Annotated in this window: 26 protein-coding genes; 4 read left to right on the top strand and 22 right to left on the bottom strand. The window is 67.9% G+C overall.

Features of this window, described 5'->3' with window-relative positions:
• The first annotated feature begins 9 nt into the window (after positions 1–9).
• A complete protein-coding gene (locus RT697_RS05525; protein WP_313697346.1) occupies positions 10–855 on the top strand; it encodes a branched-chain amino acid aminotransferase in 846 nt (281 codons plus the stop codon).
• Positions 856–866: 11 nt separating this feature from the next.
• Here the strand turns inward: RT697_RS05525 and RT697_RS05520 are convergent, their stop codons facing one another.
• The 18 genes from RT697_RS05520 to RT697_RS05435 form a co-directional block, all read right to left on the bottom strand.
• Entirely contained in the window at positions 867–1,673 is an 807-nt protein-coding gene (locus tag RT697_RS05520) for an N-acyl homoserine lactonase family protein (protein WP_313697345.1), read from the bottom strand.
• A gap of 1 nt (position 1,674) precedes the next feature.
• Positions 1,675–2,388, bottom strand: coding sequence for an ABC transporter ATP-binding protein (locus RT697_RS05515; protein WP_313697344.1), 714 nt, complete (start codon positions 2,386–2,388; stop codon positions 1,675–1,677).
• Complete coding sequence (locus RT697_RS05510; RefSeq protein WP_313697343.1) at positions 2,375–3,157, bottom strand: ABC transporter ATP-binding protein; 783 nt, start codon at positions 3,155–3,157, stop codon at positions 2,375–2,377. The genes RT697_RS05515 and RT697_RS05510 overlap by 14 nt, the downstream gene beginning before the upstream one ends.
• Complete coding sequence (locus RT697_RS05505; protein WP_313697342.1) at positions 3,154–4,128, bottom strand: branched-chain amino acid ABC transporter permease; 975 nt, start codon at positions 4,126–4,128, stop codon at positions 3,154–3,156. Before RT697_RS05505 ends, RT697_RS05510 begins: the two co-directional genes overlap by 4 nt.
• A gap of 3 nt (positions 4,129–4,131) precedes the next feature.
• On the bottom strand, positions 4,132–5,001 hold the full coding sequence (locus RT697_RS05500) for a branched-chain amino acid ABC transporter permease (protein WP_291381271.1): 870 nt from the start codon (positions 4,999–5,001) through the stop codon (positions 4,132–4,134).
• An 18-nt stretch (positions 5,002–5,019) separates the two neighbouring features.
• Positions 5,020–6,183 (bottom strand): ABC transporter substrate-binding protein, encoded by a 1,164-nt coding sequence (locus tag RT697_RS05495; RefSeq protein ID WP_313697341.1) that lies wholly within the window; start codon positions 6,181–6,183, stop codon positions 5,020–5,022.
• Between the two features lie 49 nt (positions 6,184–6,232).
• Complete coding sequence (locus RT697_RS05490; RefSeq protein WP_313697340.1) at positions 6,233–7,081, bottom strand: alpha/beta hydrolase; 849 nt, start codon at positions 7,079–7,081, stop codon at positions 6,233–6,235.
• Positions 7,078–7,473 carry a hypothetical protein gene (locus RT697_RS05485; protein ID WP_313697339.1) on the bottom strand — a complete coding sequence of 132 codons (396 nt, stop codon included), beginning with the start codon at positions 7,471–7,473 and terminating at the stop codon, positions 7,078–7,080. The genes RT697_RS05490 and RT697_RS05485 overlap by 4 nt, the downstream gene beginning before the upstream one ends.
• A 164-nt stretch (positions 7,474–7,637) precedes the next feature.
• Positions 7,638–8,309 (bottom strand): 3-oxoacid CoA-transferase subunit B, encoded by a 672-nt coding sequence (locus RT697_RS05480; RefSeq protein WP_313697338.1) that lies wholly within the window; start codon positions 8,307–8,309, stop codon positions 7,638–7,640.
• Positions 8,299–8,991: a 3-oxoacid CoA-transferase subunit A gene (locus RT697_RS05475; protein ID WP_056568172.1), complete on the bottom strand. Its 693-nt coding sequence runs from the start codon at positions 8,989–8,991 to the stop codon at positions 8,299–8,301. The genes RT697_RS05480 and RT697_RS05475 overlap by 11 nt, the downstream gene beginning before the upstream one ends.
• A gap of 19 nt (positions 8,992–9,010) precedes the next feature.
• The gene (locus tag RT697_RS05470; RefSeq protein ID WP_313697352.1) at positions 9,011–10,183 is read right to left on the bottom strand and encodes a thiolase; all 1,173 of its coding nucleotides are present in this window, start codon (positions 10,181–10,183) and stop codon (positions 9,011–9,013) included.
• A complete protein-coding gene (locus tag RT697_RS05465) occupies positions 10,183–10,581 on the bottom strand; it encodes a Zn-ribbon domain-containing OB-fold protein (protein WP_313697337.1) in 399 nt (132 codons plus the stop codon). The genes RT697_RS05470 and RT697_RS05465 overlap by 1 nt, the downstream gene beginning before the upstream one ends.
• A gap of 51 nt (positions 10,582–10,632) precedes the next feature.
• Positions 10,633–12,720 carry a 3-hydroxyacyl-CoA dehydrogenase NAD-binding domain-containing protein gene (locus RT697_RS05460; RefSeq protein WP_313697336.1) on the bottom strand — a complete coding sequence of 696 codons (2,088 nt, stop codon included), beginning with the start codon at positions 12,718–12,720 and terminating at the stop codon, positions 10,633–10,635.
• A 7-nt stretch (positions 12,721–12,727) separates the two neighbouring features.
• The gene (locus RT697_RS05455; protein WP_105237757.1) at positions 12,728–12,940 is read right to left on the bottom strand and encodes an acetyl-CoA carboxylase biotin carboxyl carrier protein subunit; all 213 of its coding nucleotides are present in this window, start codon (positions 12,938–12,940) and stop codon (positions 12,728–12,730) included.
• 56 nt (positions 12,941–12,996) lie between these two features.
• Positions 12,997–14,355: an acetyl/propionyl/methylcrotonyl-CoA carboxylase subunit alpha gene (locus tag RT697_RS05450; protein WP_313697335.1), complete on the bottom strand. Its 1,359-nt coding sequence runs from the start codon at positions 14,353–14,355 to the stop codon at positions 12,997–12,999.
• A 20-nt stretch (positions 14,356–14,375) separates the two neighbouring features.
• Positions 14,376–15,863 carry an acyl-CoA carboxylase subunit beta gene (locus RT697_RS05445; RefSeq protein ID WP_409517402.1) on the bottom strand — a complete coding sequence of 496 codons (1,488 nt, stop codon included), beginning with the start codon at positions 15,861–15,863 and terminating at the stop codon, positions 14,376–14,378.
• Positions 15,864–15,968: 105 nt separating this feature from the next.
• The gene (locus tag RT697_RS05440; protein ID WP_312430449.1) at positions 15,969–16,949 is read right to left on the bottom strand and encodes a tripartite tricarboxylate transporter substrate binding protein; all 981 of its coding nucleotides are present in this window, start codon (positions 16,947–16,949) and stop codon (positions 15,969–15,971) included.
• 75 nt (positions 16,950–17,024) lie between these two features.
• Positions 17,025–17,993 carry a tripartite tricarboxylate transporter substrate binding protein gene (locus tag RT697_RS05435; protein ID WP_312430450.1) on the bottom strand — a complete coding sequence of 323 codons (969 nt, stop codon included), beginning with the start codon at positions 17,991–17,993 and terminating at the stop codon, positions 17,025–17,027.
• Between the two features lie 173 nt (positions 17,994–18,166).
• Here RT697_RS05435 and RT697_RS05430 point away from each other — a divergent pair, with 173 nt between their 5' ends.
• The 3 genes from RT697_RS05430 to RT697_RS05420 all read left to right on the top strand — a co-directional run bounded on the left by RT697_RS05430 (position 18,167) and on the right by RT697_RS05420 (position 21,326).
• Positions 18,167–19,621 carry an aldehyde dehydrogenase gene (locus tag RT697_RS05430; RefSeq protein ID WP_313697333.1) on the top strand — a complete coding sequence of 485 codons (1,455 nt, stop codon included), beginning with the start codon at positions 18,167–18,169 and terminating at the stop codon, positions 19,619–19,621.
• Between the two features lie 72 nt (positions 19,622–19,693).
• Positions 19,694–20,590, top strand: a complete 897-nt coding sequence (locus RT697_RS05425) for an NAD(P)-dependent oxidoreductase (RefSeq protein ID WP_313697332.1) — start codon at positions 19,694–19,696, stop codon at positions 20,588–20,590.
• Positions 20,591–20,609: 19 nt separating this feature from the next.
• Complete coding sequence (locus tag RT697_RS05420) at positions 20,610–21,326, top strand: IclR family transcriptional regulator C-terminal domain-containing protein (protein ID WP_313697331.1); 717 nt, start codon at positions 20,610–20,612, stop codon at positions 21,324–21,326.
• A gap of 83 nt (positions 21,327–21,409) precedes the next feature.
• Here the strand turns inward: RT697_RS05420 and RT697_RS05415 are convergent, their stop codons facing one another.
• From RT697_RS05415 to RT697_RS05400, 4 genes are all read right to left on the bottom strand, one after another.
• Positions 21,410–22,171, bottom strand: coding sequence for an ABC transporter ATP-binding protein (locus RT697_RS05415; protein WP_191576773.1), 762 nt, complete (start codon positions 22,169–22,171; stop codon positions 21,410–21,412).
• On the bottom strand, positions 22,171–24,006 hold the full coding sequence (locus RT697_RS05410) for a branched-chain amino acid ABC transporter ATP-binding protein/permease (RefSeq protein ID WP_313697329.1): 1,836 nt from the start codon (positions 24,004–24,006) through the stop codon (positions 22,171–22,173). The genes RT697_RS05415 and RT697_RS05410 overlap by 1 nt, the downstream gene beginning before the upstream one ends.
• 6 nt (positions 24,007–24,012) lie before the next feature.
• Positions 24,013–25,050 carry a branched-chain amino acid ABC transporter permease gene (locus RT697_RS05405; protein WP_313697328.1) on the bottom strand — a complete coding sequence of 346 codons (1,038 nt, stop codon included), beginning with the start codon at positions 25,048–25,050 and terminating at the stop codon, positions 24,013–24,015.
• A 177-nt stretch (positions 25,051–25,227) separates the two neighbouring features.
• Complete coding sequence (locus tag RT697_RS05400) at positions 25,228–26,391, bottom strand: ABC transporter substrate-binding protein (protein WP_313697327.1); 1,164 nt, start codon at positions 26,389–26,391, stop codon at positions 25,228–25,230.
• Positions 26,392–26,472 lie beyond the last annotated feature (81 nt).

Here is a 26,472-nt window from a genome sequence, read left to right as displayed (position 1 = left end):
AAGACAATCATGGATGCCTTGTTCTGGCACAACGGTCACTGGACCACTGAAAACCCCAAACTGCTCGGCCCGGCCGACCACGCCTTCTGGATGGCCAGCATGGTCTTCGACGGCGCGCGCGCCTTCCGCGGCCTGACGCCCGACCTGGACCTGCACTGCCAGCGCGTCGTGCGCTCGGCGGAAAAGATGCTGATGAAGCCGCAGATGACCTGGGAAGCCATCCAGGACCTGTGCCTGCAGGCCGTGGCGCGCTTCCCCGAGGGGTCCGAGCTCTACATCAAGCCCATGTTCTTCTGCGCCGATGGCTTCCTGCTGCCCGACGCCGACAAGACCCAGTTCGTGCTGCACGTGTTCAAGGTGCCGATGCCGGGCGACCAGGGCTTTTCCGCCTGCTTCTCCAGCTTTGCGCGCTCGTGGCCCAACATGGCGCCCACCGACGCCAAGGCCTCGTGCCTGTATCCCAACGGCCAACGCGCCATCCGCGAAGCCGCCGAAAAGGGCTTCGACAACGCCATCATGCTGGACGGCGCGGGCAACCTGGCCGAGTTCGCCACCAGCAACCTGTGGCTGGCCAAGGACGGCGTCGTCTCCACGCCCGTGGACAACGGCACCTTCCTGAACGGCATCACGCGCCGCCGCGTGCTGGCGCTGCTGAAGGCCGACGGCATCGAGGTGCAGGAACGCAGCCTGACCCGCGCCGACGTCGAAGCGGCCGACGAAGTGTTTTCGTCGGGCAACTACGGCAAGGTGGTGCACGTGAACCGCGTCGAGGATCGTCCGCTGGAGTACGGCCCGATCGCGCGCCGCGCGCATCAGCTGTACATGGAGTACGCGGAAAGCACGCGCCGCGGCTGATCGCCGCCGGCTCAATCCCCCCGCGGCGGCAGATGCAACATCGCCACGTGGGGGGAATCCTCAAAGCGGGGATAGCGCTGCAGCACCGCCGGGTCGTGGCCCGGCACCACATGCTGGTCCGATTGCGCGGCCGCATGCAGTTTGGCGTAACCCGACAGCATCTGCACGGTGTTGTAGACGATGGGAAACGGCCGCCCTCGCTCCATGTTCTCGTAGTAGTGGCTGGCATCTGACGCCAGCACCACCCAGCCGCGCGCGGTGTGCACCCGCACCGATTGCAGCCCTTTGGTGTGGCCGCCGATCTTCAGCAGTTCGATACCCGGCAGCAGCGCCTCATCGCCGTCATGGAACACCACGCGGTCCTCGTACACGCGCCGGACCAGCGACACCACATCCTCAACCGCGTACGCGTGACGCAGCGGCTCGAAGCACATGCAGCGGCCCGTGGCGTAGTCCATCTCGTCGTCCTGCACGTGGAAGGTCGCCTCGGGCAGCAGGTCCAGGTTGCCGGCGTGGTCGTAGTGCAGATGCGTCAGCACCACGTGCTGCACATCCCCGGGCTGAACGCCCAACGCCGCCAGCGCGCCGATCGGGCAGTGGATGAGCTCGCGCCGGCGCCGGCGCGCCATGCCGGCGTTGAAGCCCGTGTCGACCAGCACCACGCGACCCGCGCCGCGGACCAGCCACACGAAGAAATCCATGGGCATGTCGCCGTCGTGGGGATCGCCGCCCAGGAAGTTGTCGCGGCGCTGGCGTGCCATGCTTGCGTAGCGGACGGCGTAGATCTCGTACTCGGGTAGCGCGTCTGGCGCATTCATTTCAGACTCCAAGGTAGGCCTTCTGCACGAAGGGATCCGCCAGCATCTCGGCTCCTTTGCCGCTGCGCACCACCTCGCCATGCTCGAACGCGTAGGCCTGATGCGCCAGGCGCAGCGCCAGCCGCGCGTTCTGTTCCACCAGCACGATGGCGATGCCGCTATCGCGATTGATGCGCTGGATGGCGCCCGCAATCTCGGCCACGATCTTGGGCGCGATGCCCAGCGACGGCTCGTCCAGCATCAGCAGACGGGGTTGCGCCATCATCGCACGACCGATGGCCACCATCTGCTGTTCGCCACCCGATAGCGAGCCCGCAAGCTGCGCGCGCCGCTCCTGCACCCGCGGAAAGAGCGCATAGATCTCGTCCAACCGCGCCCGCACGCCGGCACGCGACCCCACCGCATGCGCGCCCGCCAGCAGATTGTCCAGCACGGTCATCCGGCCGAACAGGCGCCGCCCTTCCGGCGACAGCGCCAGGCCCGCCGACACGCGCGCGGCCGACCCCAGCCGGGAAATGTCGCGCCCTTCGAAGCGCACGCGGCCGCCTGCCACCGGCGCCAGGCCGATCAGCGCCTTGAGCGTGGAACTCTTGCCGGCGCCGTTCGAGCCGACCAGCGCGACGATCTCGCCCTGCTCGACGTTGAAGCTGACGCCGCGCACCGCCTCCAGCTGCCCGTACCGCACATTCAGATCCTGGACTTCAAGCATGGGCATAGTCGGGCGCTCCCAGATAGGCTTCGATCACGGCGGGGTTGTCGCGGATGGCCTGCGGCGTGCCCTCGGCGATCTTCTCGCCCTGGACCAGCACGACGATGCGATGGCACAGCTCCATGACCAGCGCCATGTGGTGTTCGACCAGCAGCATCGTCAGCCCCTCCTCGTCCCGCAGCCGCCGCAGCAGACGGCCAAGCTCGTTGCATTCTTCATGGTTCAGGCCGGCGGCCGGCTCGTCCAGCAGCAGCATGCGCGGCCGGCAGGCCAGCGCGACGGCGATGCCCAGTTTCTTCTGCAGGCCGTAGGCCAGCGATCCGGCCGGCGCGTCGCGCCAGGCCTGCAGATCCAGCAGCGTGAGCAGGCGATCGACCTCGCGGGCGACCTCGTCGGCCGACAGCAGGTCTTCGCTGCGGCCGGCCAGCCGCCGCAGCCACGAATGCCTGACCCGCGACAGCATGCCGCGATGGATGTTCTCGGCCACCGTCACGCCGGGATAGGTGGACGTGGACTGGAACGTGCGGGCCAGCCCATGCACGACGACACGGCTGGGCGGCGCGCCCGAGATGTCGCTGCCGTCGAATTGCACCGTGCCGGCGCTGGGCGGCATGGCGCCGCTGATGACGTTGAAGGCTGTGGTCTTGCCGGCGCCGTTCGGACCTATCAGGCCCACGATCTCGCCGCTGGCGATGGAGAACGTCAGCCCGCGCAAGGCCGCCAGCCCCCCGAAGCTGCGGGACAGGCCCGTCACCTGCAATAAAGGCTGGTTCATTGCGACTCCTTGCGGCGGCGCGCTTGCCAAGGCCCCGGCAGGCCGGCCAGGCCCGCGGGCAGAAAACGCAGGATCAGGATCAGCGCCGCGCCGTAAAAGATGTGCTGCGTCTGGACCGCCCCGCGGAACAGTTCCGGCAGCGGCGTCAGCACCATGGCGCCGATCAGCCCGCCCCAGACCGAACGCCGGCCGCCGATGACCAGCATGATGATGAAGCTGATGGAGATGCTGGCGTTGAACGATTCCGGCGAGACATAGCCGACGTAGCGCGCCTGCAAGGCGCCGCCGGCCGCCGCCAGCGCGCAGCCGCCCACCAAGGAGCAGAGCTGGATGCGCTGCACGGACAGGCCGGTGGACTCGGCCAACGCGGGGTTTTCGGCCACCGCGTCGATGGCATGGCCGAACGGACGCCGGGCCACCGCGGCCAGCAGCGCCACGGACCCCAGCGCCACGGCGAGCGCCAGACCGTAGAAGCTGGCACGGCTGTCGAACACCCAGCCCGCCAGTTCGGCCGGCAGGATGCCCGCGATCCCGTTGGCGCCGCCCGACCAGGACGCGCCGTCCAGCAGCGCCAGCCGAACCAGCTCGCCGAAGGCAAACGTCACCAGCACGAAGTACACGCCCTTCAGCCGCAGGATGATGGCGCCCAGCGCCAGCGCAACGACTGCGGTGATGGCAACGCCCGCCAGCGTGGCCGGCAGAAAGCTCCAGCCCAGATGACGCGCCGCCAGCACCGAGCCGTAGGCGCCCACCGCGACGAACGCGGCATGGCCCAGTGAAAGCTGGCCGCAGCGCGCGATCAGCGCCAGGCCGTTGACGATGAGCACGTTCAGGCAGGTCAGCACGGCCAGGTGCTGCACGAACGGCCCAGCGAACCACGGCGTCACGGCGGCGGCCGCCAGGGCCAGCCACAACAGCCATTGCACGGGCGCGGGCCGCGCCATGCCGGCTTCAAGCGAAAGTACGGTCATGGCTTATGCCTCCCCCCGGCCCAGCAGCCCCTTGGGCCGCACGACCAGCATGACGATCACGATGGCGAAGATGAGCATGTCGGCGGTGCTGCTTTCGAACAGCAGGCTGCCGTAGCTTTCCGCCAGCCCCAGCGCCAGCCCCGCGACGGCGGCGCCCGGAATGCTGCCCAGTCCGCCCAGGATCACCACGATGAACGCCTTGAGCAGCGGCGTGGCGCCCACGAAGGGCGACACCGAGAACAGCGGCGCCATCAATGCGCCTGCCACGGCCGCCAGCCCCACGCCCAGGCCGAAGCCGAGCGGGTAGTAGATGCGCGAGCGGATGCCCTGGATCGCGGCGATCTCGAAGTCCTCGACCACCGCGCGCAGCGCGCGCCCGGGCCGCGAATGCTTCAGAAAGCCGTACAGCAATGCCAGCGCCAGCAGCGCGAACAACACCACGTACACGCGCGACAGCGGCACGACCAGCTTGCCCATGCGCGCCGTGCCCTGGGCGACGGCCGGCATGGACAGCGGGTCCGGTCCGAAGAACATCAGCGCGAGGTTCTGCAGGATCATCGCCAAGCCGATGGTGGCGATCATGCCGTTCAATTCGTCGCGCCGGAACGGCTTGAGCACACCCCATTCCAGCACCGCGCCCCCGGCGACCGCCAGCGCGAAGGTAAGCGCCACGGCCGGCAGAAAGGTCAGCCCCGCCTGGGTGGTCAGGTAGTACGCGCCGAACGCGCCCAGCATGTAGAACTCGCCGTGCGCGAAATTCACCATGCGCATCACGCCGAACACCAGCGTGAAGCCCACCGCCATCAGCAGGTACAGCAGTCCCACGATCAAGCCGTTGATCGTGGCCTGCGCCAGCAGAATGCTCCAATCCACGTCGTGCCCTCCGCCGCGCTAGCGGCAACCCTCGACCGTGCAGCGGGCGCGGATGACCTCGCGGCCATCCTTGACCTCGGCCACGTAGAACGGCGCATTGAGCTGGTGATTGATGCCGTACCTGGCCTGGCCGGTCCAGCTCAGCTTGCCCAGCGAGCCTTCAAAGCCGTCCAGCTTTTCGAGTTCGATGCGCACCCGCTCGGTATCTTCCACCGTGCCCGCGCGGCGCATGGCCTCGAACAGCATGTTGGTGCCGTCATAGAAAGCCGGGCTGAAGCCGTTCATCGCGTGCTTGTACTTGGCCGCGTAGCGCTTGGCGTAGGCCTGCGTGGCGGGCAGGTCCGGATCGATCGGCGTGTGGACCAGCATGCCTTCGGTCGCCTGCTTGCCCGCCACGTTGACGATCTCCTGCGTGGCCGGACCGCCCGTGCGCACGATCTTGCCCTCGAAGCCCAGTTCGCGCGCCTGCTTGACGATGAGGCCCGCCGTGGTGGGGGAATTGCCGTCCAGCTCGATGGCGTCGATGCCGCGCGCCATCATGCGGGTCAGCAGGGGCACGAAGTCGACGCGGTCGCGCTCGAAGAACTCCTTGGTGGCCAGCGCCGCGCCCGCCTTCTTGTAGGCGGCCTCCAGGTCCAGCGCGATCTGCTGGCCGGTCTCGTCGTTGGGAAACAGCGCGCCGACCTTGCGCAGGCCTTGCGCCTTGACCAGCCAGTCGATCTGCGGCTGCGAGACTTCGGCGGTCGTGACGTTGGGGCGGAAGGTGTAGGGCTTGTCGGCGGCCAGCGCCTTGGAGGTGAAGCCGAGCGTCAACAGGATGACCTTGTTCTTCTCGGTCATCGGCTGGATCGCCAGCACCGGCGCGGAGCCCACCGGACCGATCACGTAGCGCACCTTGTCCTCGAACACCAGGCGGTTCGCCACCGTGACGGCCTCGTTCGCCTGGTACTTGTCGTCATAGGCCACGACCTGCACGCGGTACTTCTTGCCGCCCACTTCCAGACCGCCCGCCTCGTTCACCTGATCGGCCGCGACCTCCGCGGCGTTTTTCATGCCCTGCCCCCAGGCGGCGCCCGCGCCGGACAGGGTGACCAGCGCGCCGAGCCTCAGCGTTTCCTGCGCGTGGGCCGGTATTGCGGCGGCCAGCGCGAAAGCGCCGGCCAGGATGATCGGATAACGCATGTTGTCTCCTGAGGATGCGGGCCCCAGCGGCCCGTCGGTAATGCCTGCTCTATTGGCGGGCGATGGCGTCCAGCACCGGCAGCACGTAGCCGCGGAACTGCTCGGGGTTTTCGCTCATCGGGAAATGTCCCAATTCGCGCATGATGGTCACCTGCGCGCCCGGGATGCTGGCGGCGGTGCGCAGGGTGTCTTCCGGCGTGCAGGAGAAGTCGTATTCGCCTGTCAGCAGGTAGAGCGGACACAGGTCGGTGCGGATGCCATCCAGGCGGCCTCGCACGTCGCTGTCCACGCGATAGAAGTGCAGGTCGCCGCGAAACACGCCGGGACCGCCCTGCATGTATTGCCACAGCGTTTCGTGGCGATGCACGGCGGGCGACTGGGGCGCGACCAGCCCGGACACCAGCGCCGCGCAGACCTCGCCGCCATGCACGTCGCCGCGATGCAGCCATGACGTGTCGTACCAGGGCGCCTGGTGATCGGCGGCTTCGACGCCGATCAGCGCACGGAAATCACGGGAATGCAGATGCGCGAGCTGCAGCACGATGCGCCCGCCGATGGAGCAGCCGATGAGCGCCGGCCGGTCCAGCGCCAACGCATGGCAGAAGGCCATCACGGTCTCGACGTACAGGTCCGTGGAAAGCCGGTACTCCTCGTCCTGCCAGCCTTCGGGCGGATACGACTTGCCGTGCCACGGCAGGTCGAGCGCAATGACGCGATAGCGCGAGGTGATGTCCGGGTCGCACATCATGTGCCGGTACTGACGGCCATCGGCGCCGGCGGTGTGCAGGCACACCAGCGGTATGCCTTCGCCCGCTTCCTCGAAATAGACGCGGCAGCGCCGGCCTGCGATGTCGAACGACACGTAGCGGCCGACGATGGGTTCCAGTGCGGCGCTCATGCCTGCACCTCCCGCGCCGAGGCCAGCAGATCCTTGACGAACTGCAGATGCGCCATCAGCGGCTGGAGATTGCCGTCGATGCGCAATTCGCCGCGCTTGGCGAGCGCAAAGATGTCGTGCCAGCCGGCGTCCGGCACGGCCTGCCAGAAGTGCGACCAGGCGGCTTCCGAAGCCTGCATTGCGACGTCGCACGAAGGCAGCGGGGCCGCGGGGACCTCGGCCGCCGTGACGCGCCCGTCGCGGATGCGCACGAGGACCGGATGGGCGCCGAACCGGACCAGCAGATCCATGTCGACCTGGCGCGGCCGCGAAAACGACAGCGCGCTGTCACGAAAACGCTGCGCAAGCTGCGCGCCGCCCGCGTCGCGCGGGGGCATGGCTTGGGTTTGCATTGTCTCTTCCCTTTTTGGTGCGTTCTTATATGCAGAACGCTTATTCTTTCTGTAAGAACATTCTAAGGATTGAAAACTGGCCGTGTCAACACGGGGAAATCACGGGAATCGCTGTCTTGGCAGCGCTGCTGACCGCCGGCGCTGCCGCCCGGCGCGGCGGTCCGCTATTGCGCCGAGAGCGTCCGCCAGCCAGGATCCAGCGCGAGCGGGCAGCCGGTGAGGGCCTGCAGCTCGTCGAACGTGAGCCCCGCCACCATCGCCCTGACCTGCATGCCTGCCGGCGTCACGTCCAGGATGGCCAGGTCCGTATAGATGCGGTCCACGACCCCGGCGCCGGTCAGCGGGTAGGTGCATTCGCGCACGATCTTGGGCTGCCCGTCCTTGGTGACGTGCTCCATCGTGATGTAGACCTGGCGCGCCCCGGCCACGAGATCCATGGCCCCGCCAACCGCCGGTATGGTGTCGGCCGCGCCCGTGTCCCAGTTGGCGAGGTCGCCCTTTTCGGACACCTGGAACGCGCCCAGCACCGTCAGGTCCAGATGGCCGCCGCGCATCATGGCGAACGACACCACGTGGTCCGTGATGGACGCGCCCGGCAACAGGGTCACTGCCTCCTTGCTGGCGTTGATGAGGTCCAGGTCCAGCGGCGCGCCGGGATCGCCCGGCCCCATTCCGACGATCCCGTTCTCGGTGTGCAGGATCACGTCCCGGCCCGGCGGCAGAAAGGCCGAGACCTGCGTCGGAATGCCGATGCCCAGATTGACGTAGGCGCCGTCCTCGATGTCCGCCGCCACCAGGCGCGCGATGTCGCGCCGGCTGAGTTTTTCAAAGCCCATGACCCGCTCCCACCTGCACCACCCGTTTGACGAAGATGCCCGGCGTCATCACGTGTTCGGGCGGGATTCCGCCCAGGTCCACGATCTCGTCCACCTGCGCCACCGTCGTGGCGGCGGCCATGCACATGACCGGCGCGAAATTGCGGCCCGCGTAGCGGTACACCAGGTTGCCCCAGCGATCCGCCGTGCGCGCCTTGACGAATGCATAGTCGCCCTTGAGCGGCGACTCCAGCACGTAGCCCACGCCGTCGATGACGCGGGTTTCCTTGCCCCGCGCGAGCGGAGTGCCGAAGGCCGTGGGCGTGAAGAATGGACCCAGCCCAGCGCCCGCCGCGCGCATGCGTTCGGCCATCGTGCCCTGCGGAACGCATTCAAGCTCGACCTTGCCGGCCCGGTACGCGTCCGCGAAGGCCGCGGCGTTCGGGTTCTTGCGGTCGGACGAGCGCGCGAACGAGCAGATCATCTTGCGCACCCGGCCCGCCTGCACCAGCTCGCTGAGCCCGCGCTTGCCGTTGCCCGCGTTGTTGTTGACGATGGTCAGCTCGCGCGCGCCCTGATCCAGCAACGCGCAGACCAGCTCGGTCGGCACGCCCGAGGCGCCGAATCCGCCGATCAGGATCACCGCCCCGTCCTGCACGCCCGCCACCGCGGCCGCCAGGGAATCAACTGTCTTGTCCAGCATGGCTCTTTCTCCTGGAATCTCAGTGCGTGGCCGGGCCGCCGAGAATGGCGGTGGACTGGCTGGACAACGTGCCGCCGTTGCCGTGCACCAGCGCGATGTCGGCGCCTGGCACCTGCCGTTCGCCCGCCTGCGCCCGAAGCTGGCGCACGGCCTCGATCACCAGGAAGATGCCGTACATGCCGGGATGCACGCACGACAGTCCGCCGCCATTGGTGTTGACCGGCAACCGGCCGCCGGGGGCAATCGCCCCGCCCTGCACGAAGGCCCCGCCCTCGCCCTTCTTGCAAAAGCCCAGGTCTTCCAGGAACAGCAGCGTGTTGACCGTGAAGGCGTCGTACAGCTCGGCCACGTCCACGTCGGCCACCGTCAGGCCCGCCATCGCCAGCGCGCGCTTGCCCGACTCCGCAGCCGCGGTGACGGTCAGGTCCTCCATGGACGAAATCTGGCGGTTCCACACCGCCGTCGCACTGCCCAGCACATAAACGGGGGGCTGCTTCAACTGGCGCGCGCGGTCCGCGCGGACCATCACATAGGCGCCGCCGCCGTCGCTGACCAGGCAGCAGTCGCGCACGGTCAGGGGATCGGACACCGGACGCGAAGCCAGCACGTCCGCGATCGACAGGGGGTCGCGCATCGCCGCCTCAGGGTTGAGGCGTGCCCAGGCCCGTGCCGCCACCGCCACTTCGGCAAGCTGCTCGCGTGTCGTGCCGTACTGATGCATGTGCCGGGCGGCCGCCAGCGCGTAGGACGTCACGGGCGACAGGGGCGAGTACGGGTACTCGAACGGCTGCGGATCCAACAGCGTGCGCGCCTTGACGCCCTCCTTGCGGCCGAACACCGCCGTCTTCTGCGTGCTGCCGTAGCAGACCAGGACCGCATTGCACTGCCCGGACACCAGCGCCATCACCGACGGCAGCAGGTGCGAGACGAAGCTGGATCCACCCAGCATCGTGGCCTCGATGTAGCGCGGCTTCAGGCCCAGGTACTCGGCGACCGGCATGCTCCACATCGTGGCCGACGAGCTGCACGTCGCCAGCCCATCGATGTCGCGCATGGTCAGGCCCGCATCCGCAACCGCGCGTGCGGCGGCCTGCGCCAGCACTTCCATTTCAGTAAACCCGTGGGCTTCGCCCAGGCCCGCATGTCCCACCCCCGCGATGGCGACCTGTCCGCGCAGCGATTCCAACGACATCATGCGACCTCCGCCGGAATGAACACCACCAGCGGCTGCCCTTCGCCGCGCAGCACGCGCGCCCGGACCGGCATGCCGATGCGCAGGCTCTCCGGCGCGACGCCGTCGATGCGGCTCATCATCCGCACACCCTCCTGCAGATCGACCAGCGCCACGTTGTAGTCGCCGCCTGCATCAGGCTTGCGCCGCACGATGCTGAACGAATAGACCGTGCCCGCGCCCGACGGCTCGGTCCACGCCAGATCCTGCGCGCCGCAGTGCATGCACAGCACCCGCGGAAAGAACTGATGCGCGCCGCAGGCCGCGCAACGCTGGATCCGGAAGCGGCCCTCGGCGAGATTCGAAAAAAACTGTTCCTGCGGCCCGCTTGGCGCGGCGCCCTCCATTTCCCTCTGCATTGCCCTGTCTCCTGATTCTTCTGCGGGACGCATCCACGGCGCCCCTGTTCATTACAAGTCCGCGAAGGTTTGACCCTGCGCGACCAGCCGTTCCAGCAAAGGCGCGGGACGCCAGAGTTCGCCGTGCGCCGCGTGAAACTGCCGGATCGTCGCCAGCACCTGCGCCAGCCCCTGCTGCTCGGCGTAGAACAAGGGACCGCCCCGATGCACCGGGAATCCGTAGCCGTTCACGTAGATGACATCGATGTCCGACGCGCGGCGCGCAATGCCCTCTTCCAGGATGCGCGCGCCTTCGTTGACCAGCGCATACATCGTGCGCTGCACGATCTCTTCGTCCGAAATGACACGTCGCGCAATGCCGTCTTCGCGTGCGCAGGTCTCGATCAGCGCCAGCACATCGGCGTCTTCCAGCGGCGTGCGGCTGCCGGCCTCGTAGCGGTAAAAGCCACTGCCCGTCTTCTGTCCGAAGCGGCCCTGCTCGCACAGGCGGTCGGCCACGCGCGAATAGCGCAGGTGCGCCGGCCGCGTGGGGGCCATGCGCTTGCGGAACGCCCAACTGATATCCAGTCCCGCCATGTCGGCCATGCGCAGCGGTCCCATCGCCAGCCCGAAACGCTGCAGCGCGCCGTCCACTTGCGCCGGCGTCGCGCCTTCTTCGAGCAGGAAGTGCGCCTCGCGCGTGTACGGGCTGACCATGCGATTGCCGACGAACCCGTCGCACACGCCGACCAGCACCGGCAGCTTGCCCATCTTGCGCGCCAGCCGGAACACGGCGGCGACGACGTTGCCATCGGTTTCGCGGCCCTTCACCACCTCGAGCAGCCGCATGACGTTCGCGGGACTGAAGAAGTGCATGCCCAGCACCTGCGCGGGACGTCCCGTGAAAGCGGCGATCTCGTCGATATCCAGCCGCGACGTGTTCGACGCCAGGATCGCGGGGGATTTGCAGACGCGGTCCAGCGCCTGAAAGATCTCGCGCTTGACGGCCATGTCCTCGAAGGCGGCCTCGATGACCAGATCCGCTTCGCGCAGATCGTCCAGGTGCAGGCTGGTGCGGATGCGCGCCTGGCGTTCCTCGACCTGCGCGGCGCTCAGCTTGCCCTTGGCAGCGGTGGCGGCATAGTTCTTCGTGATCACGTCCCACCCGCGCGCCAGCGCCTGCGCGTCGCGTTCGACCAGAACCACGTCCAGTCCCGCGTTGGCAAGACTCATGGCGATGCCGCCGCCCATCGTGCCCGCGCCCACCACGCCCACCGTGCCGATCGGCGCCTGGGCGCGCCATTCGGGCGGCAACTTCACCGCGGCGCGCTCGGCGAAGAACAGATGCCGCTGCGCCTTGGACTGCGGTCCGTTCACCAGTTCCAGGAAGCGTTCACGCTCGTACGCCAGTCCTTCATTCAGCGTTGAACGCGCGGCGTATTCCACGCAATCCACGCAGGCGAGCGGCGCCACGCAGCCGCGGAAGCGCCGCGCGGCCTCCTGGCGGGCGCGTTCGTAGACGCCGGGATCGGCGGGTGTCGCCACCGGCCGTGCACCCACGATGCGCGGGGCCAGCGGTGCGTCCGCGACGGCCAACGCGTAGGCCGACGCCTCTTCGATCAGATCCTTCGCGCAGACCTGGTCGACCAGTCCCCACGCCGCCGCCAGTTGGGCGTCGACGGGATCCCCGCCGCCGATCATGGACAGCGCCCGTTCGACGCCCACGAGTCGCGGCAGGCGCTGCGTGCCGCCCCCGCCCGGCAGCACGCCCAGCTTCACTTCGGGCAGCCCCAACGATGCGCCGGCCTGCGCCACGCGGTAGTGGCAGCCCAGCGCCAGTTCCAGGCCCCCGCCAAGCGCCGCGCCATGAATCGCCGCCACCACGGGCTTGGCCGCGCCCTCGATCTGTGCGATGAGCGACCGCAGCGTCGGCTCACGCGCCGGCAGCGGCGTGTTGAATTCGCGAATCTCCGCGCCGCAGCAGAAGAAATCGCCATCGCCCGCCAGCACCAGCGCGCGCACCGCCTCGTCAACCAACGCGGCGTCGATGGCCGCGTGCAGCTCGGCGCGCAGCGCCGCGCTCAGGCTGTTGACCGGCGGATTGCGCAACGTCAGCAACGCGACGCGCCCCGCTTCCCTGCGTTCCGTGTGGATCAGCATGGCCGCGTCACTCCAGTTCGACCACGGCCTGGCCTTCGTCCACCTCGTCGCCCTCGTTGACAAGCACGCGCGCCACCACGCCCGCGCGCTCCGCTTCCACGGGGATTTCCATCTTCATCGATTCGACCTTGGCGACGCTGTCGCCTGCCTCGACGCGCTGGCCGGGGCTGACGGTGACGGCGACCACACGGCCCACCACGGGGGTTTCCACTTTGAACATTGCCTGCTCCTGATCGTTATCGGTATGACTGTTTCGGTATGACAACTGCGAGGGATCTACGCGGCCTGTGACTGGGCCGCTTCGAGCATGCGTCCCACCAGCCCGGTGCTGACCTGCCCCGCGCGGAAAGCCGGGTCTTCGAGCACCCGGCGCACAAAAGGAATGTTGGTCTTGACGCCTTCGACGCGGAACTGCCCCAGCGCGGCCGCCAGCAGATCCAGCGCCGCGTCGCGCGTCGCGGCATGCGCGATCACCTTCGCCAGCATCGGGTCGTAGTGGCTCGAGACGCGGCAGCCTTCCGCGTAGCCGGTTTCGATGCGCACGCCGGGCATCTCCGGCGGCTGGAATACACGCAGCGGGCCGGGCGACGGCAGGAAGCGCACCGGATCTTCGGCATACACGCGCGCCTCGATGGCGTGGCCATTCAGCTGCGGCACGGCCGGCAGCACGTCCTGCATGCGCTCACCGGCCGCAAGCCTGAGTTGCGCCGCCACCAGATCCACGCCGGTCACCGCTTCGCTCACGGCGTGCTCGACCTGCAGGCGGGTGTTGATTTCAAGAAACGAAAAGCCGGAATCGGGCGTGTACAGCATCTCCACCGTGCCGATCACGTCGTAGCCCATTCCCGCCAGCATGGTCTCCAGCCGCGCGCCCATGGCCTCGACCGCCGCACGCGGCAGCGCAGGCGCCGGCGCTTCCTCCAGCACCTTCTGGTGGCGGCGCTGCGTGGAGCAGTCGCGTTCGTACAGGCAGCGCACCTGCCCGTGGCGATCGGCCAGGAACTGGAACTCGACGTGGCGCGGGTCGCGCAGCAGCTTTTCCAGATACAGGTCCGAGCCGCCGAAACTGCGTTCGGCGATCTGCCGCGCGCGCGACCATTGCGCTTCGGCATCCTGCGGCCCCTCCAGCGCCAGCATCCCGATGCCGCCGCCGCCCGACGCCGGCTTGATCAGCACCGGATACCCGAGGTCTTCGGCGGCGCGGCGCAGCGCCGCAATGTCGTCCCCCAGCACGTCGCTGCTTGGCGCCATCGGCATCCCCAGCGCCCGCATGGCGTCGCGCGCCTGGGTCTTGTGTCCCAGCATCCGGATCCAGCGCGGCGACGGGCCGACAAAGATCAGGCCAGCCTGCTCCACGGCCTCGGCAAACGCCGCGTTCTCGGACAGGAAGCCATAACCGGGGTGCAGGGCATCCGCACCGCATTCACGCGCCACGCGCAGCAGCGTTTCCTGGTTCAGGTAGCTCTGCGTGGCGGGCGATGCACCGATCGGAACGGTCAGGTCCGCTTCGGACAGATACGGCAGATCACGGTCGGCCTCGGAATAGACGGCGACCGATTCGATGCCCAGGCCGCGCAAGGCGCGGATGACGCGCCGGGCGACGGCGCCGCGATTGGCCACGATGACTCGTTTCATGTTGGGCTCCTGGCGCGGCGTCACGGTCGGTAGCCGAAGGCGCGCGGGCCGGGTTCGCGCAGCGGCGCCACCAGCTCCACGAATTCCTCCAGCGCCTGACGGGTGGCGGCGGGATCGATGATGTCTTCCACGACGAAGGCTTCGGCGCTGCGGAAGGGCGAGGTCAGGCTGCGGACGCGCGCTTCGATCTCACGCATCTTGGCCTGCGGGTCCTCGGCGGCCTCGATCTCCGCCTTGTAGGCAACCTCCAGTCCGCCCTCCACCGGCAGCGAGCCCCACTGGGCCGACGGCCATGCGTAGCGGAAGTTGAAGCGGCCCGCGCTCTGGTGCCCGCCCGCCGCCACGCCGAACGCCTTACGCACGATGATCGAGCACCACGGCACCGTGGATTGCGCGACGGCCGTCAGCGCACGCACGCCGTACCGCATGGCGCCGGCCTTCTCGGCGTTCAGCCCGATCTGGAACCCGGGCACGTCGACCAGGTTGACGACGGGCAGATGGAACGTTTCGGCCAGGTCCAGCAAGCGGGTGAATTTTTCGGCGGCCGGGCCATCCCACCCGCCACCGTAGTGATAGGGGTCACTGCCAAACACCGCCACCGGCCAGCCATCGATGCGGGCCAGCCCGGTGATGACGGCGCGGCCCCAGCGTTTGCCGATCTCCATGAACGACCCCCCGTCGACCAGCGCCTCAAGGATCGGCCGCATTTTGTACACGGCGCGCGTGTCGGCCGGAATGGCGTCCCGCAGCCAGTCCTGGGCGCCTGCACGGCCGGGCTCGGCCGCGCGCGGCGGCAGCTCATGCACGGAACGCGGCAGGTACGAAAGAAAGCGGCGCACCCGTGCGAAGGCGTCTTCTTCGGATTCCGCCTCGTCATCCACCACGCCATTGCGGGTATGGATATCGCTGCCGCCCAGCTCATTCTTGTCCAGGTTCTGGCCGATTCGGGCGACGACGGGCGGACCCGCGATGAAGAGCTGCGAGGTGTCGCGCACCATGACCGAGTAGTGGCTGGCCGCCACGCGCGCCGCGCCCAGGCCGGCCACCGATCCCAGCGCCAGCGACGCGACGGGCACTGTCGCCAGGTTCTGCGCCATCAGCGGCCACATGCGCAGTTTGGGCAGCAGCGTGTGGCCCTTGATCTCGATGTTGCGCACCGATCCGCCGCCGCCCGTGCCGTCGACCAGCCGGATGAGCGGCACGCGCAGGTCCTGCGCCATGCGCTCGGATTCCACCAGCTTGTCGCCGACCGCCCCGTCGTTGGCGCCGCCGCGCACGGTGAAGTCGTCGGCCGCGACGACGACAGGTCTGCCCTGCACCTTGGCGCGCCCGATCAGCAGGTTCGATGGCGTGAAGTCCGTCAGGCGCCCCTGCGCGTCATAGTCGCCGCTGCCCGCCAGCGCCCCCACTTCCCGGAATGACGCCGGGTCGACCATTTTTTCGATCCGCTCGCGCACCGGCAGCTTGCCGTTCTCGCGGTGCCGGCGCACCTTCGCCTCGCCCCCCATGCGCGCCGCCAGTTCCTTGCGCAGCGCCAATTCCTGCAGTTCTTTTTCCCAGGACACCTTGTGCTCCTTCCTGCCAGTTGCCCGCGCGGCCACCGCCGCCGCGGCTCAGTCGATCTTGATGTTTGCGCGCTTGATGAGCGTCTCGTTCTGCTTGAGTTCGTCGGCGATCTTTTGCCGGAACTCCTTGGGCGATTGCGTCGAGGGATTGCCCTGCGCCGCAAGCCGCGCGCGCACCGCGGGATCCTTGGCCGCTGCGGCGATCTCGCGGTTAAGGCGGTCCACGATGGCGGGCGGCGTGCCCGCCGGCGCAAACACGCCGACCCAGAATGAGATGTCGAAGTCCGGGTAGCCCAGCTCGGCCACGGCGGGCACATCCGGCAGGTCATGCCAGCGCTGCGCGGTGGATACGGCCAGCGCCTTCAGCTTGCCCGCCTTGATGAGCGGCACGCCCGACAGCGTGTCAAAGCCGAAATCGACTTCCTTGGACAACAGCCCCGCCTCCATCGGCGCGGCCCCGCGGTACGGCACGTGCAGCATCTGCACATCCGACATCGTGGCCAGCTGCGCGCCCGCCAGGTGCATCAGATTGCCGTTGCCGGCCGACCCGTAGCTGACCGTGTTGGGATTGCGCCGCGCCAGGTCGACCAGCGACTTGACGTCCTTCACGCCGGCCACGCGCGGATTCTCGGCGTTGATGGTCAGGATGAAAGGCACGGACACCACGGTGGTCACCGGCTCGAAGTCCTTCAGCGGGTGGTACTGCAGATCCTTGTAGAGCAAGGGGTTGACGGTGATCGAACTGGAATTGCTGACCAGGATCGTGTAGCCGTCGGGCTTGGCCTGCGCCACCATGCGGGCGGCGATCATGCCGTTCGCGCCCGTCCGGTTTTCGACCACGAACGTCTGGCCCATGCGGGTGGCGAGCGCGTCGCCGACGATGCGCGCCACGATGTCGATCGTGCTGCCGGGGCTGAAGCCCACGACGAACTTGACCGGGGCGTTGGGATAGTCGGCCGCGCTTGCCACTGCCGGCACTGCGGCGCACCAGGCGAACGCGCCTGCTGCCAGCCATTTTGCAACTGTCATGATGTGTCTCCTCCGTGATTGCATGGATCCGCGCCGGGCGCTGCGTTGGCGCGCGGCTGCGGATTGCGTTGGTGTCTACTGCGCTGCGACGGCGCCGGAAGCCTTGACGGCCTGGCCCCACTTCTCCTCTTCCTGCTGCATGAAGGCGGCGAACGCCTTGGGCGTGCTGTTGACGACTTCGCCGCCCAGCCCTTCGATGCGGGTCTGCATTTCGGGCGTCGCGACGATCTTCGATACGTCTTCATAGATGCGCTGCGCCTGTTCCTGCGGCATGGCGGCGGGCGCCAGGATGCCGAACCAGGTCGCGGCCTCGAAGCCGGGCATGCCCGCCTCGGCGAACGTCGGCACGTCGCGCAACGCCTGCACCCGCTTACCGTTGGCGACAGCCAGCGCACGCAGCTTGCCGGACTCGATCAGCGGCAGCGCCGACGTGATGGTGGCGAGCATCATCTGCACCTGCCCGCCCGCCAGGTCCGTGAAGGCCGGCGCGTCGCCCCGGTACGGCACGTGCGTGATGGTCGATTTCGTGGCGATCTTGAAAAGTTCGCCGCTCAGGTGCTGCGCCGTGCCGTTGCCCGGCGAGGCAAAGTTCACCGCGCCGCCGTTCTGCTTCAGGTAGGCCAGGAACTCCGGCAGCGTCTTGGCCGGAATGGCGGGGTTGACCACCAGCACCAGCGGCACCTTGGTCACCAGCGTGATCGGCGCGAAGTCCTTGACGGGGTCGTAGCTGAGCTTGCTGTACAGGTGGCCGCTGATCGTGTGCGCGGACGTCGTCATGAACAGCGTGTAGCCGTCGCCGCGCGCGCGGGCCACGGAACTTGCGCCGATCGTCGTGCCGGCGCCGGCGCGGTTTTCAACGATGACCGATTGTCCCCACGACTGCGTGAGCCGTTCGGCCACGGCGCGCGCGACCACGTCGGTGGCGCCCCCGGCCGGATACGGCACGATCATCGACACGGGTTTCGAAGGGTAGGTGTCGGCGTGCGCCGCCGCCGTGAACAGCGTCGCGGCACAAGCCAGCGCACGCAGCCAATTGCGTTGCATGGGTAGGTCTCCTCTTGTCATCGATTGAAAGTTTGGTTTATTCTTGTCGTTTCATTGTGCAGAACGCTTATTCTATTTTATATTTTTTCAAACCCGGGCTGTCAACGAATAAATGCGCGCCGGCCGCTTGCCGCCGGCGCGAAACAGAGCCATCAAGAGAGGAACGACACTTCATGTCCGAATCATCGGAAACCCTTAAACCCATGCTGATCGGCGGCGAATGGATCGCGCAGGACGCCGCCGCCTTCGAATCCATCAACCCCGCCACCGGCGCCCGCAACTACCGGATCAGCGCGGCGTCGGATGCGCAGGTCGACCAGGCGGTTCAAGCCGCCTGGGACGCACAACGTCAACCGGCGTGGCGGGACATGCTGCCGCACCAGCGCGCCGCGATCCTGCGCCGCATCGCCGACGGCATGGACCAGAACGCGCCGCTGCTCGCGCGGCTGCAGATGATCGAAAACGGCAAGGTTTGGGCCGAGTGCAAGGCGCAGGTCGCCAGCGCGGCGGCCACGTTCCGCTACTACGCCGGCGTGTGCGAAACGCTGGGCGCGGAGGTCACGCCCGCGCGCGGCAACTATCTGTCCATGACGCACTACGACCCCTATGGCGTGGTCGTGGCGATCACGCCGTGGAACTCGCCGCTCACGATGGAGGCGCAGAAGGTGGCGCCCGCGCTGGCCGCGGGCAACGCCGTGATCCTCAAGCCTTCCGAGGTCACCTCGTCGCCGGCGCTGGCGCTGGGCCGCATTGCCCTCGAGGCCGGCCTGCCGCCGGGCATCCTGAATGTGGTGACCGGTCTGGGCGCCACCGTGGGGCGGCGTCTGGTCGAGCACCCCGGCGTGCGCATGGTGTCGTTCACGGGCGGCACCGGCAGCGGCCGCGCCATCGCGCATGCCGCCGCGGAAAAGCTGATGCCCGTGGCGCTGGAGCTGGGCGGCAAGTCACCGCACATCGTGTTTGAAGACGCCGACCAGGACGCCGCGATTGACGGCGTCATCGGCGGCATCTTCGAAGGCAGTGGCCAGTCCTGCGTGGCCGGATCCCGGCTGTACGTGCAGCGCAGCATCGCCCAGGCCTTCATCGAGAAGCTCGTGGCGCGCGCCAGCCGCCTGAAGGTGGACCTGCCCGACGCCGACGGCGCGCAGATGGGCCCGATCGCGTCCTTCGGTCATCGCGAGAAGATCGAAGGCATGGTCGATGGCGCACGCCGCGACGGCGCAGAGGTGCTGCTGGGCGGCGCGCGTCCAGAGGGCAAGGCGCTGGAGACCGGCGCGTTCTACCGCCCCACCATCCTCGGCGGCCTGTCGCGGGACGCGCACGTCGTGCGCGAAGAGATCTTCGGACCGGTGCTGTGCGCGCTGGTGTTCGATGACGAAGACGATCTGATCGATCAGGCCAACGACAGCGCCTATGGCCTGGCCTCCGGCGTCTGGACGCCGGACTACCGGCGCGCCTGGCGCGTGGCCCGGCGCCTGGAAGCGGGCAGCGTCTGGATCAACACGTACAAGCAGCTGTCCATCTCCACGCCCTTCGGCGGCTTCAAGCAAAGCGGCATCGGGCGCGAAAAGGGCGTGAGCGGGCTGCGCCTGTATCAGCAATCCAAGGGCATCTACTTCGGCATGTAGGCCGCCCCTTACCCCAACATCATCCGGGGCCGCCGGCGCGGCCCCTCCAACACTTCATCGGAGACTATCCTCATGCCTGAATTTCAACGAGCCGGCTTCATCGGCCTGGGCGTCATGGGCGAACCCATCTGCCGCAATCTGGCCGTCAAGGGCGGCGTGCCCGTGCTGGGCTGCGACAACGATCCCGCCCCCCTGCAACGGCTGGCCGCGCACAACGTCACGGCGGCGACCGCCCAGCAGATCATGTGCGAATGCGACGTGGTGTTCCTGTCGCTGCCGTCCGGCGAAGTCGTGGCGCAGCTTGCCCGCGGCGCCGACGGCCTGCTGGCGAACGCGCGCAGCGGCCAGTTGATCGTGGACCTGAGCACCTCGCCCGTCGACGTGACGCGCGAACTGGCCGGGGAATTTGCGGCCAAGGGCGCGACCTTCATCGATGCGCCGGTGGCCCGCACGCGCGCCGCGGCCGAGGCCGGCACGCTGTCGGTCATGATCGGCGGCGACGAAAACACGTTCGCGCGCGTCAAGCCGCTGGTCTCCACGTTTGCCAACGAAATCACGCATTGCGGCCCGGTCGGCAGCGGCCAGGTCGTCAAGATCCTGAACAACATGGTGCTGTTCGAAACGGTGGTCGCGCTTTCCGAAGCCCGCGCGATCGCACGCCGTTCGGGGGTCGATCCGCGCGTCCTGCTGGAGACCTTCACACGCGGTTCGGCGGACAGCTTCGCGTTGCGCAACCACGGCTTAAAGGCTATTCTGCCCGCAGACTTTCCCGAAAAAGCCTTCCCTGTGGACTACGCCCGCAAAGACCTGCGCTACGCGCTGGCGCTGGCAGAACAGACCGGCGTACAGGCGCTGGGAGCCCGCAACGTGGATCACTGGTTCGACGCGGCGCTCGCCCAGGGGCACGGCAACCGCTATTTCCCCGTCATCAGCCGGGTGATCGATCCGGACTCGGGAACCACCGCGTAATCACCCCCCTATCATTCCAATGAGTCGTACCCCTACTCAGGATAATTCCACCGACGGCGTCGCCGCCGTCGAACGCGCCCTGACCATCGTCGGGGCCGTCGCGCAACGCACCGATCCCATCACGCTTGCCGATCTTTCCCGGGCCACGGGGTTCTACAAGAGCACGCTCTTGCGGCTCATCGCTTCACTCGAAAAGGCCGCCCTCGTGGTGCGCCGCGCCGACGGGCGCTATGCGTTGGGGCCGTATGCCCACCATCTGGGGCGCGCCTACGAGGCCACCTACCGCCTGACCGAAACCATCCTGCCGCTGCTGCAGGGGCTGGTCGACAAAGGCACCGAAAGCGCGTCCTTTCACGTCTACCACGACGCGCAGTCGCGCGTGTGCCTCCTGCGCGTGGACTCGCATCATTCCACGCTGGACCGCATCCGCGTCGGCGACCTGCTGCCCCTGGACAAGGGCGCGGCCGGCAAGCTGCTCACCGCGTATCTGGTTGACGGCCAGCCGCCGTCGCAGGCCGGGCTGATGCTCACCTCCATGGGCGAACGCGACCCCAATTGCGCGGCGGTGGCCAGCCCGGTCTTCGGACCGGACGGCGACATCTGCGGCGCCATCTCGTTGTCGGGTCCGAAAGAGCGTTACTCGCCCGCCGCCGTCAAGAAGATGGGCAAGCTTGTGCAGGACGCCGCGGCGGAAGCCACGCGCGCACTGGGCGGGCGCTGGCCGTCGGGCAAGTGACGGCAGACCGATAACAGCAGACACGCGTGTAAAAAAACGCCGGTGCCTCGCGGCAGCCGGCGTTTTCTTTATCCCGCATGGCGTCAGGCCGCCTCGGCGCCCTTGCCCAACCCCAGATAGCTTTCGATGACCTTCGGATCGCCGGCCAGTTCGCGCGCCGGTCCGTGCAGGATGACCTCGCCGGTTTCCAGCACATAGCCGTAGTCGGCCACCTGCAAGGCCGCGCGGGCGTTCTGCTCGACCAGCAGGATCGCCACGCCGGTCTCGCGCAGGCGCGCGATGATGTGGAAGATCTCGCGCACGATGCGCGGCGCCAGGCCCAGGCTGGGCTCGTCCAGCATCAGCAACGTGGGCTTGGCCATCAGCGCGCGGCCCACGGCCAGCATCTGGCGTTCGCCGCCGGACAGCGTGCCGGCCTGCTGGGCCCGGCGTTCGCGCAGCCGCGGGAACAGATCGAACACTTCGTTCAGCGTGTCGCGCCAGCCGCTTTCGCGGGCCCGGTAACGCCGGAAGCCGCCCAGCAGCAGGTTGTCTTCGACGGACATGGTGCCGAAGAGCTCGCGGCGCTCGGGCACCAGCGACATGCCCGCCGCCACGCGGCGTTCGACCATCCAGCCAGACACGTCCGACCCGGCGTAATGCACGGTGCCGGCGGCGTGGCCGGTCTGCGGCAGCGAACCCATGATGGCGTTGAGCATCGTGGACTTGCCGGCGCCGTTGGCGCCGATCACGGTGACGATGCTGCCGGCCGGCACGCTGAGCGTGGCGCCTGCCAGCGCGCCGACCTTGCCGTAGCGGGCCGACAGGTTGCTGACTTCCAGAACGGGGGAATTCGTTGCGCTCATCACACGCCTCCCGCAGGCACGGGCTTGGCCTGGTCCGCTTCGGGCAGGTCATCGTCGATGCCGCCCAGGTAGGCTTCGAGCACCGCCGGGTTCTTTTGCACGTCGGCCGGCACGCCTTCGGCCAGCTTCGTGCCGAAATCCATCACCACGAGGTGGTTGGTCAGGCGCATCACAAAATCCATGTCGTGTTCAACGAGCAGAATGCTCATGCCTTCCGCGCGAAGCTGTTCCAGCACGCGCGCCAGGTCCTGCTTTTCCTTGTAGCGCAGGCCGGCGGCCGGTTCGTCCAGCAGCAGCAGCACGGGATCGCACGCCAGCGCGCGAGCGATTTCCAGGATGCGTTGCTGGCCAAGCGCCAGGTTGCCCGCCTGTTCGTACAGGTATTCGCCCAGGCCCACGCGCTTGAGCTGCTCAGCGGCTTCATGCAGCAACTGCGCCTCGCGGGCGCGGTCCGAATGCAGCGCGCCCGACAGCACGCCCACGTCCGAACGCAGGTGCGCGCCCAGCGCCACGTTTTCCAGCACCGTCATGCCCGGCAGCAGCTGCACGTGCTGGAACGTGCGGCCCACGCCCATCTTGGCGATCTCTCGCGCCGAGCGGTTGTCGATGCGCTGGCCCATGAACGTGACCTGGCCGCGCGTCACCGGCAGCACGCCGCTGATCAGGTTGAAGGTCGTGCTCTTGCCGGCGCCGTTGGGGCCGATGAGGCCCATGATCTCGCCCGAACTGACCTTGAAGGTGATGTCGTTCACCGCCACCAGGCCGCCGAATTCCTTGCGGATGGCGTCCACTTCCAGCACGACCTGGCCGGGTTGCGGACGCTCGCGCGTCGGCAGGGCCGGGGCCGCGGGGGGCGGCGCCAGGTTGCGGCGCGAGCCGTTGGCGCCGGTGATGCTGCCCCACCAGCCCGCCAGGATCGGCCACAGGCCGTTGCGCGCGTATTGCAGCATCAGGATCAGCAGCACGCCGAAGACGATCATCTCGAAGTTGGCGTTGGTGTCCAGCAGCTTGGGCAGGAGGTTCTGCAGCTGATCCTTCAGCACCAGGATGACGCTGGAGCCCAGCAAGGCGCCCCACACATACCCGGCGCCGCCGACCACCGCCATGAACAGGTACTCGATGCCGTAGTTCAGGCCGAACGGGCTGGGGCTGACGGCGCGCTGCATGTGGGCATAAAGCCAGCCCGACACGCAGGCCAGCAGGGCCGCCCACACGAAGATCACGATCTTGTAGGCCGCGGTGTTGACGCCCATGGACTCGGCCATGCCCGCCCCGCTCTTCAACGCGCGGATGGCGCGGCCGGGACGCGAGTTGAGCAGGTTGCGCGTGGCCCACAGCGCCAGGAGGACGCAGACCCAGATCAGGTAATAGATGTGGCGGCCGTTGGCCAGCGACATGCCGAAGATGCTGATGGGCTCGATGCCCGCGATGCCGTCGTGTTTGCCCAGCCAGTCGATATTGCCGAACAGGTAATACAGCGACAGGCCCCAGGCGATGGTGCCCAGCGGCAGGTAGTGGCCCGACAGGCGCAGCGTGATCGCGCCCAGCAGGTAAGCCACGACGGCGGTCAGGATCAGGCCCGCGGGCAGCGCCAGCCAGGGCGACACGTCGTACTGCGTCGTCAGGTAGGCGGTGGTGTACGCGCCCAGGCCGACGAACGCGGCCTGGCCGAAGGACGTCAGGCCGCCGACGCCGGTCAGCAGCACCAGGCCCAGCACGACCAGGCTGGCCAGGCCGATGTAGTTCAGTTGCGTCACCCAGAACTCGGGCGTGGCCGACACCATCGGCAGGCCCGCCAGGACGACGAGAAAAACGGCAAGCAGAATGCGGTTCATGGCTGGTTATTCCTCTTCGTCCGCGTGATGGGTGCTGAACGAACGCCAGACCAGAACCGGGATGATCAGAGTGAAGACGATCACTTCCTTGTATGCGCTGGCCCAGAACGACGAGAAGGATTCCAGCACGCCGACCAGCAGCGAACCTGCCGCCGCGATGGGGTAGCTGGCCAGGCCGCCAATGATGGCGCCGACGAAGCCCTTCAGGCCGATGAGGAAGCCCGTGTCGTAATAGACCGTGGTGATGGGCGCGATCAGCATGCCGGACATGGCGCCGATGCCCACGGCCAGCGTGAACGTCAGCGAGCCCGACATGTTGGTGCTGATGCCCACCAGGCGCGCGCCGCGGCGGTTGACGGCGGTGGCGCGCAGCGCGCGGCCATACAGCGTCTTGCCGAAGAACACCCACAAGGCAATGATGAGCAGCGCGCACGTGGCGACCACGAACAGGCTCTGCGCGGACCACGTCATGAACCCCAGGTCGACCTGTCCGCTCACGAATGCCGGCGTGCGCCAGCCCTCGGCGCCAAAGAACACGAGCGCCAGGCCCATGAGCGCGAAGTGCACGGCGACGGACACGATCAGCAGCACCAGCACGGTGGCTTCGGCGAGCGGCTGGTAGACGATGCGATAGACCATCGGACCCATCGGGATCACCAGGAACAGCGTCAGCAGCATATTCAGCCACAGCGAGTTCTCGGGACCGGTGTAGCTCTTGGTCAGCCAGAACAGCGCCAGCGGCAGCACGACGCAGGTGGCGAGGGTCTTGGGCAAGCCGGCGGCGCTACGCGTGCGCACGGCGCGCACCAGCTCAAGCGCCAGGCACACCAGGCCCAGCAACGGCAGCAGATAGGCGGTGCCCGGCACTTTGCCGTCCACCAGCATGGCCAGGGTCAGGGCGCCGAACGCCACGAACTCGCCCTGGGGAATGAAAATGACGCGCGTAACGGCGAAAACCAGCACCAGAGCCATGCCCAGGAGGGCATAGATGGCGCCGTTGACGACACCGTCTTGCAGCAGGATCAGCGCAATTGAGGAATCCATCTAACAACTACCTTGTGGTTTCTTGGTGTTCCGACCCCATCCGGAACACTGATACGACACACCGGCCGGAAAGGCCGGTGCGAAGTCCTGCCGGGCGCGGCGCGGCGGGCGGCGTGCCGCCCCCCGCGCAACGGACGCCCGCGATGGGGCGGCCCGCGCTCGGGCGATCCAGGGGAATTACAGGTCGGGCTGGTAGACCCACTTGCCGTTTTCCACCTTGACGATGACGCGCGAGCGCTCGTCAAAGCCGGCGTGGTCCGTGGGCGACATGTTGAACACGCCTTGCGACACGGCCAGGTCCTTCACGCCTTCCAGGGCGTCGCGCATGGCAACGCGGAATTCCGGCGTGCCGGGCTTGGCGCCCGTCTTCAGGGCCACGGGCAGTGCGGCAACGACCAGTTGGCCGGCGTCCCACATGTGGCCGCCGAACGTGTTGGTCGAACCGGCGCCGTTGGCCTTTTCGTAGGTTTCCACATAGGCCAGGGCCGACTTCTTGACCGGGTTGCTGTCGGGCAGTTGCGCGGCGACCAGCAGCGGGCCGGCCGGCAGGAGCATGCCATTGCAGTCCTTGCCGCAGACGCGCAGCACGTCGTTGTTGGCGGCGCCGTGGGTCTGATAGATGGTGCCGCCGTAGTTGCGGGCCTTCAGTTCCTTTTGCGGCAGCGCGGACGGAGTGCCGGCGCCGGCGATCAGGATGGCGTCGGGCTTGGCGCCGACCAGCTTGAGCACCTGGCCCGTCACGCTGGTGTCGGTGCGGCCATACTTTTCGACAGCGACGATCTCGATGCCCTTGGCCTTGGCGGCCTTCTGCATCACGTCGAGCCAGCCGTCGCCGTAGGCGTCGGCAAAGCCGATGAAGCCCAGCGTCTTGACCTTGGACTTGGACATCGCGTCGGCCAGGGCGCCGGCCATCAGCGCGTCGTTCTGCGGGGTCTTGAAGACCCAGCGGCGCTTGTCGTCCACGGGTTCGACGATCTTGGCGCTGGCGGCCACGCTGATCATCGGCACCTTGGCTTCGGCAGCCACGTCGACCATTGCCAGCGAGCCCGGCGTGATGGACGTGCCGATCAGCACGTCGACCTTGTCGTCGGAAGCCAGCTTGCGCGAGTTCTTGACGGCCTGCGTGGTGTCGGTGGCGTCGTCCAGCACGATCCATTCGATCTTCTGGCCGGCGACTTCCTTGGGCAGCAAGGCCACGGTGTTGCGCTCGGGGATGCCCAGCGAGGCGGCGGGGCCGGTGCTGGACACCGTCACGCCAACCTTGACCTGTGCGCTCGCCAGAAGCGGCAGAGTCAGGGCTACAGCGGCGGCGGCCGCGGACAAGCCGAAGTGCTTGCGCATGTTTTTGTCTCCTGTGTTTGGCTCTTATGTGCCTCGAACGAGGCGAAGCGAGCCTGTTTAAAGTTATACAGAAAAAAATAT

The organism is Achromobacter sp. (assembly GCF_032113835.1).
GTDB lineage: Bacteria > Pseudomonadota > Gammaproteobacteria > Burkholderiales > Burkholderiaceae_B > Achromobacter.
Note: the sequence above shows the minus strand (reverse complement) of the source record. Positions and strands in the feature narration are given on the sequence as shown.

Bases quoted from the DNA above. Each gene is read 5' to 3' on its own strand.
- RT697_RS05455 (WP_105237757.1), bottom strand. From the start codon at position 12,940: ATGTTCAAAGTGGAAACCCCCGTGGTGGGCCGTGTGGTCGCCGTCACC.
- RT697_RS05435 (WP_312430450.1), bottom strand. From the start codon at position 17,993: ATGCAACGCAATTGGCTGCGTGCGCTGGCTTGTGCCGCGACGCTGTTC.
- RT697_RS05505 (WP_313697342.1), bottom strand. From the start codon at position 4,128: ATGACCGTACTTTCGCTTGAAGCCGGCATGGCGCGGCCCGCGCCCGTG.
- RT697_RS05490 (WP_313697340.1), bottom strand. From the start codon at position 7,081: ATGAGCGCCGCACTGGAACCCATCGTCGGCCGCTACGTGTCGTTCGAC.
- RT697_RS05515 (WP_313697344.1), bottom strand. From the start codon at position 2,388: ATGCCCATGCTTGAAGTCCAGGATCTGAATGTGCGGTACGGGCAGCTG.
- RT697_RS05510 (WP_313697343.1), bottom strand. From the start codon at position 3,157: ATGAACCAGCCTTTATTGCAGGTGACGGGCCTGTCCCGCAGCTTCGGG.
- RT697_RS05425 (WP_313697332.1), top strand. From the start codon at position 19,694: ATGCCTGAATTTCAACGAGCCGGCTTCATCGGCCTGGGCGTCATGGGC.
- RT697_RS05495 (WP_313697341.1), bottom strand. From the start codon at position 6,183: ATGCGTTATCCGATCATCCTGGCCGGCGCTTTCGCGCTGGCCGCCGCA.
- RT697_RS05415 (WP_191576773.1), bottom strand. From the start codon at position 22,171: ATGAGCGCAACGAATTCCCCCGTTCTGGAAGTCAGCAACCTGTCGGCC.
- RT697_RS05400 (WP_313697327.1), bottom strand. From the start codon at position 26,391: ATGCGCAAGCACTTCGGCTTGTCCGCGGCCGCCGCCGCTGTAGCCCTG.
- RT697_RS05465 (WP_313697337.1), bottom strand. From the start codon at position 10,581: ATGCAGAGGGAAATGGAGGGCGCCGCGCCAAGCGGGCCGCAGGAACAG.
- RT697_RS05485 (WP_313697339.1), bottom strand. From the start codon at position 7,473: ATGCAAACCCAAGCCATGCCCCCGCGCGACGCGGGCGGCGCGCAGCTT.
- RT697_RS05460 (WP_313697336.1), bottom strand. From the start codon at position 12,720: ATGCTGATCCACACGGAACGCAGGGAAGCGGGGCGCGTCGCGTTGCTG.
- RT697_RS05410 (WP_313697329.1), bottom strand. From the start codon at position 24,006: ATGAACCGCATTCTGCTTGCCGTTTTTCTCGTCGTCCTGGCGGGCCTG.
- RT697_RS05450 (WP_313697335.1), bottom strand. From the start codon at position 14,355: ATGAAACGAGTCATCGTGGCCAATCGCGGCGCCGTCGCCCGGCGCGTC.
- RT697_RS05420 (WP_313697331.1), top strand. From the start codon at position 20,610: ATGAGTCGTACCCCTACTCAGGATAATTCCACCGACGGCGTCGCCGCC.
- RT697_RS05475 (WP_056568172.1), bottom strand. From the start codon at position 8,991: ATGCTGGACAAGACAGTTGATTCCCTGGCGGCCGCGGTGGCGGGCGTG.
- RT697_RS05405 (WP_313697328.1), bottom strand. From the start codon at position 25,050: ATGGATTCCTCAATTGCGCTGATCCTGCTGCAAGACGGTGTCGTCAAC.
- RT697_RS05470 (WP_313697352.1), bottom strand. From the start codon at position 10,183: ATGTCGTTGGAATCGCTGCGCGGACAGGTCGCCATCGCGGGGGTGGGA.
- RT697_RS05445 (WP_409517402.1), bottom strand. From the start codon at position 15,863: ATGGGGGGCGAGGCGAAGGTGCGCCGGCACCGCGAGAACGGCAAGCTG.
- RT697_RS05525 (WP_313697346.1), top strand. From the start codon at position 10: ATGGATGCCTTGTTCTGGCACAACGGTCACTGGACCACTGAAAACCCC.
- RT697_RS05430 (WP_313697333.1), top strand. From the start codon at position 18,167: ATGTCCGAATCATCGGAAACCCTTAAACCCATGCTGATCGGCGGCGAA.
- RT697_RS05440 (WP_312430449.1), bottom strand. From the start codon at position 16,949: ATGACAGTTGCAAAATGGCTGGCAGCAGGCGCGTTCGCCTGGTGCGCC.
- RT697_RS05520 (WP_313697345.1), bottom strand. From the start codon at position 1,673: ATGAATGCGCCAGACGCGCTACCCGAGTACGAGATCTACGCCGTCCGC.
- RT697_RS05480 (WP_313697338.1), bottom strand. From the start codon at position 8,309: ATGGGCTTTGAAAAACTCAGCCGGCGCGACATCGCGCGCCTGGTGGCG.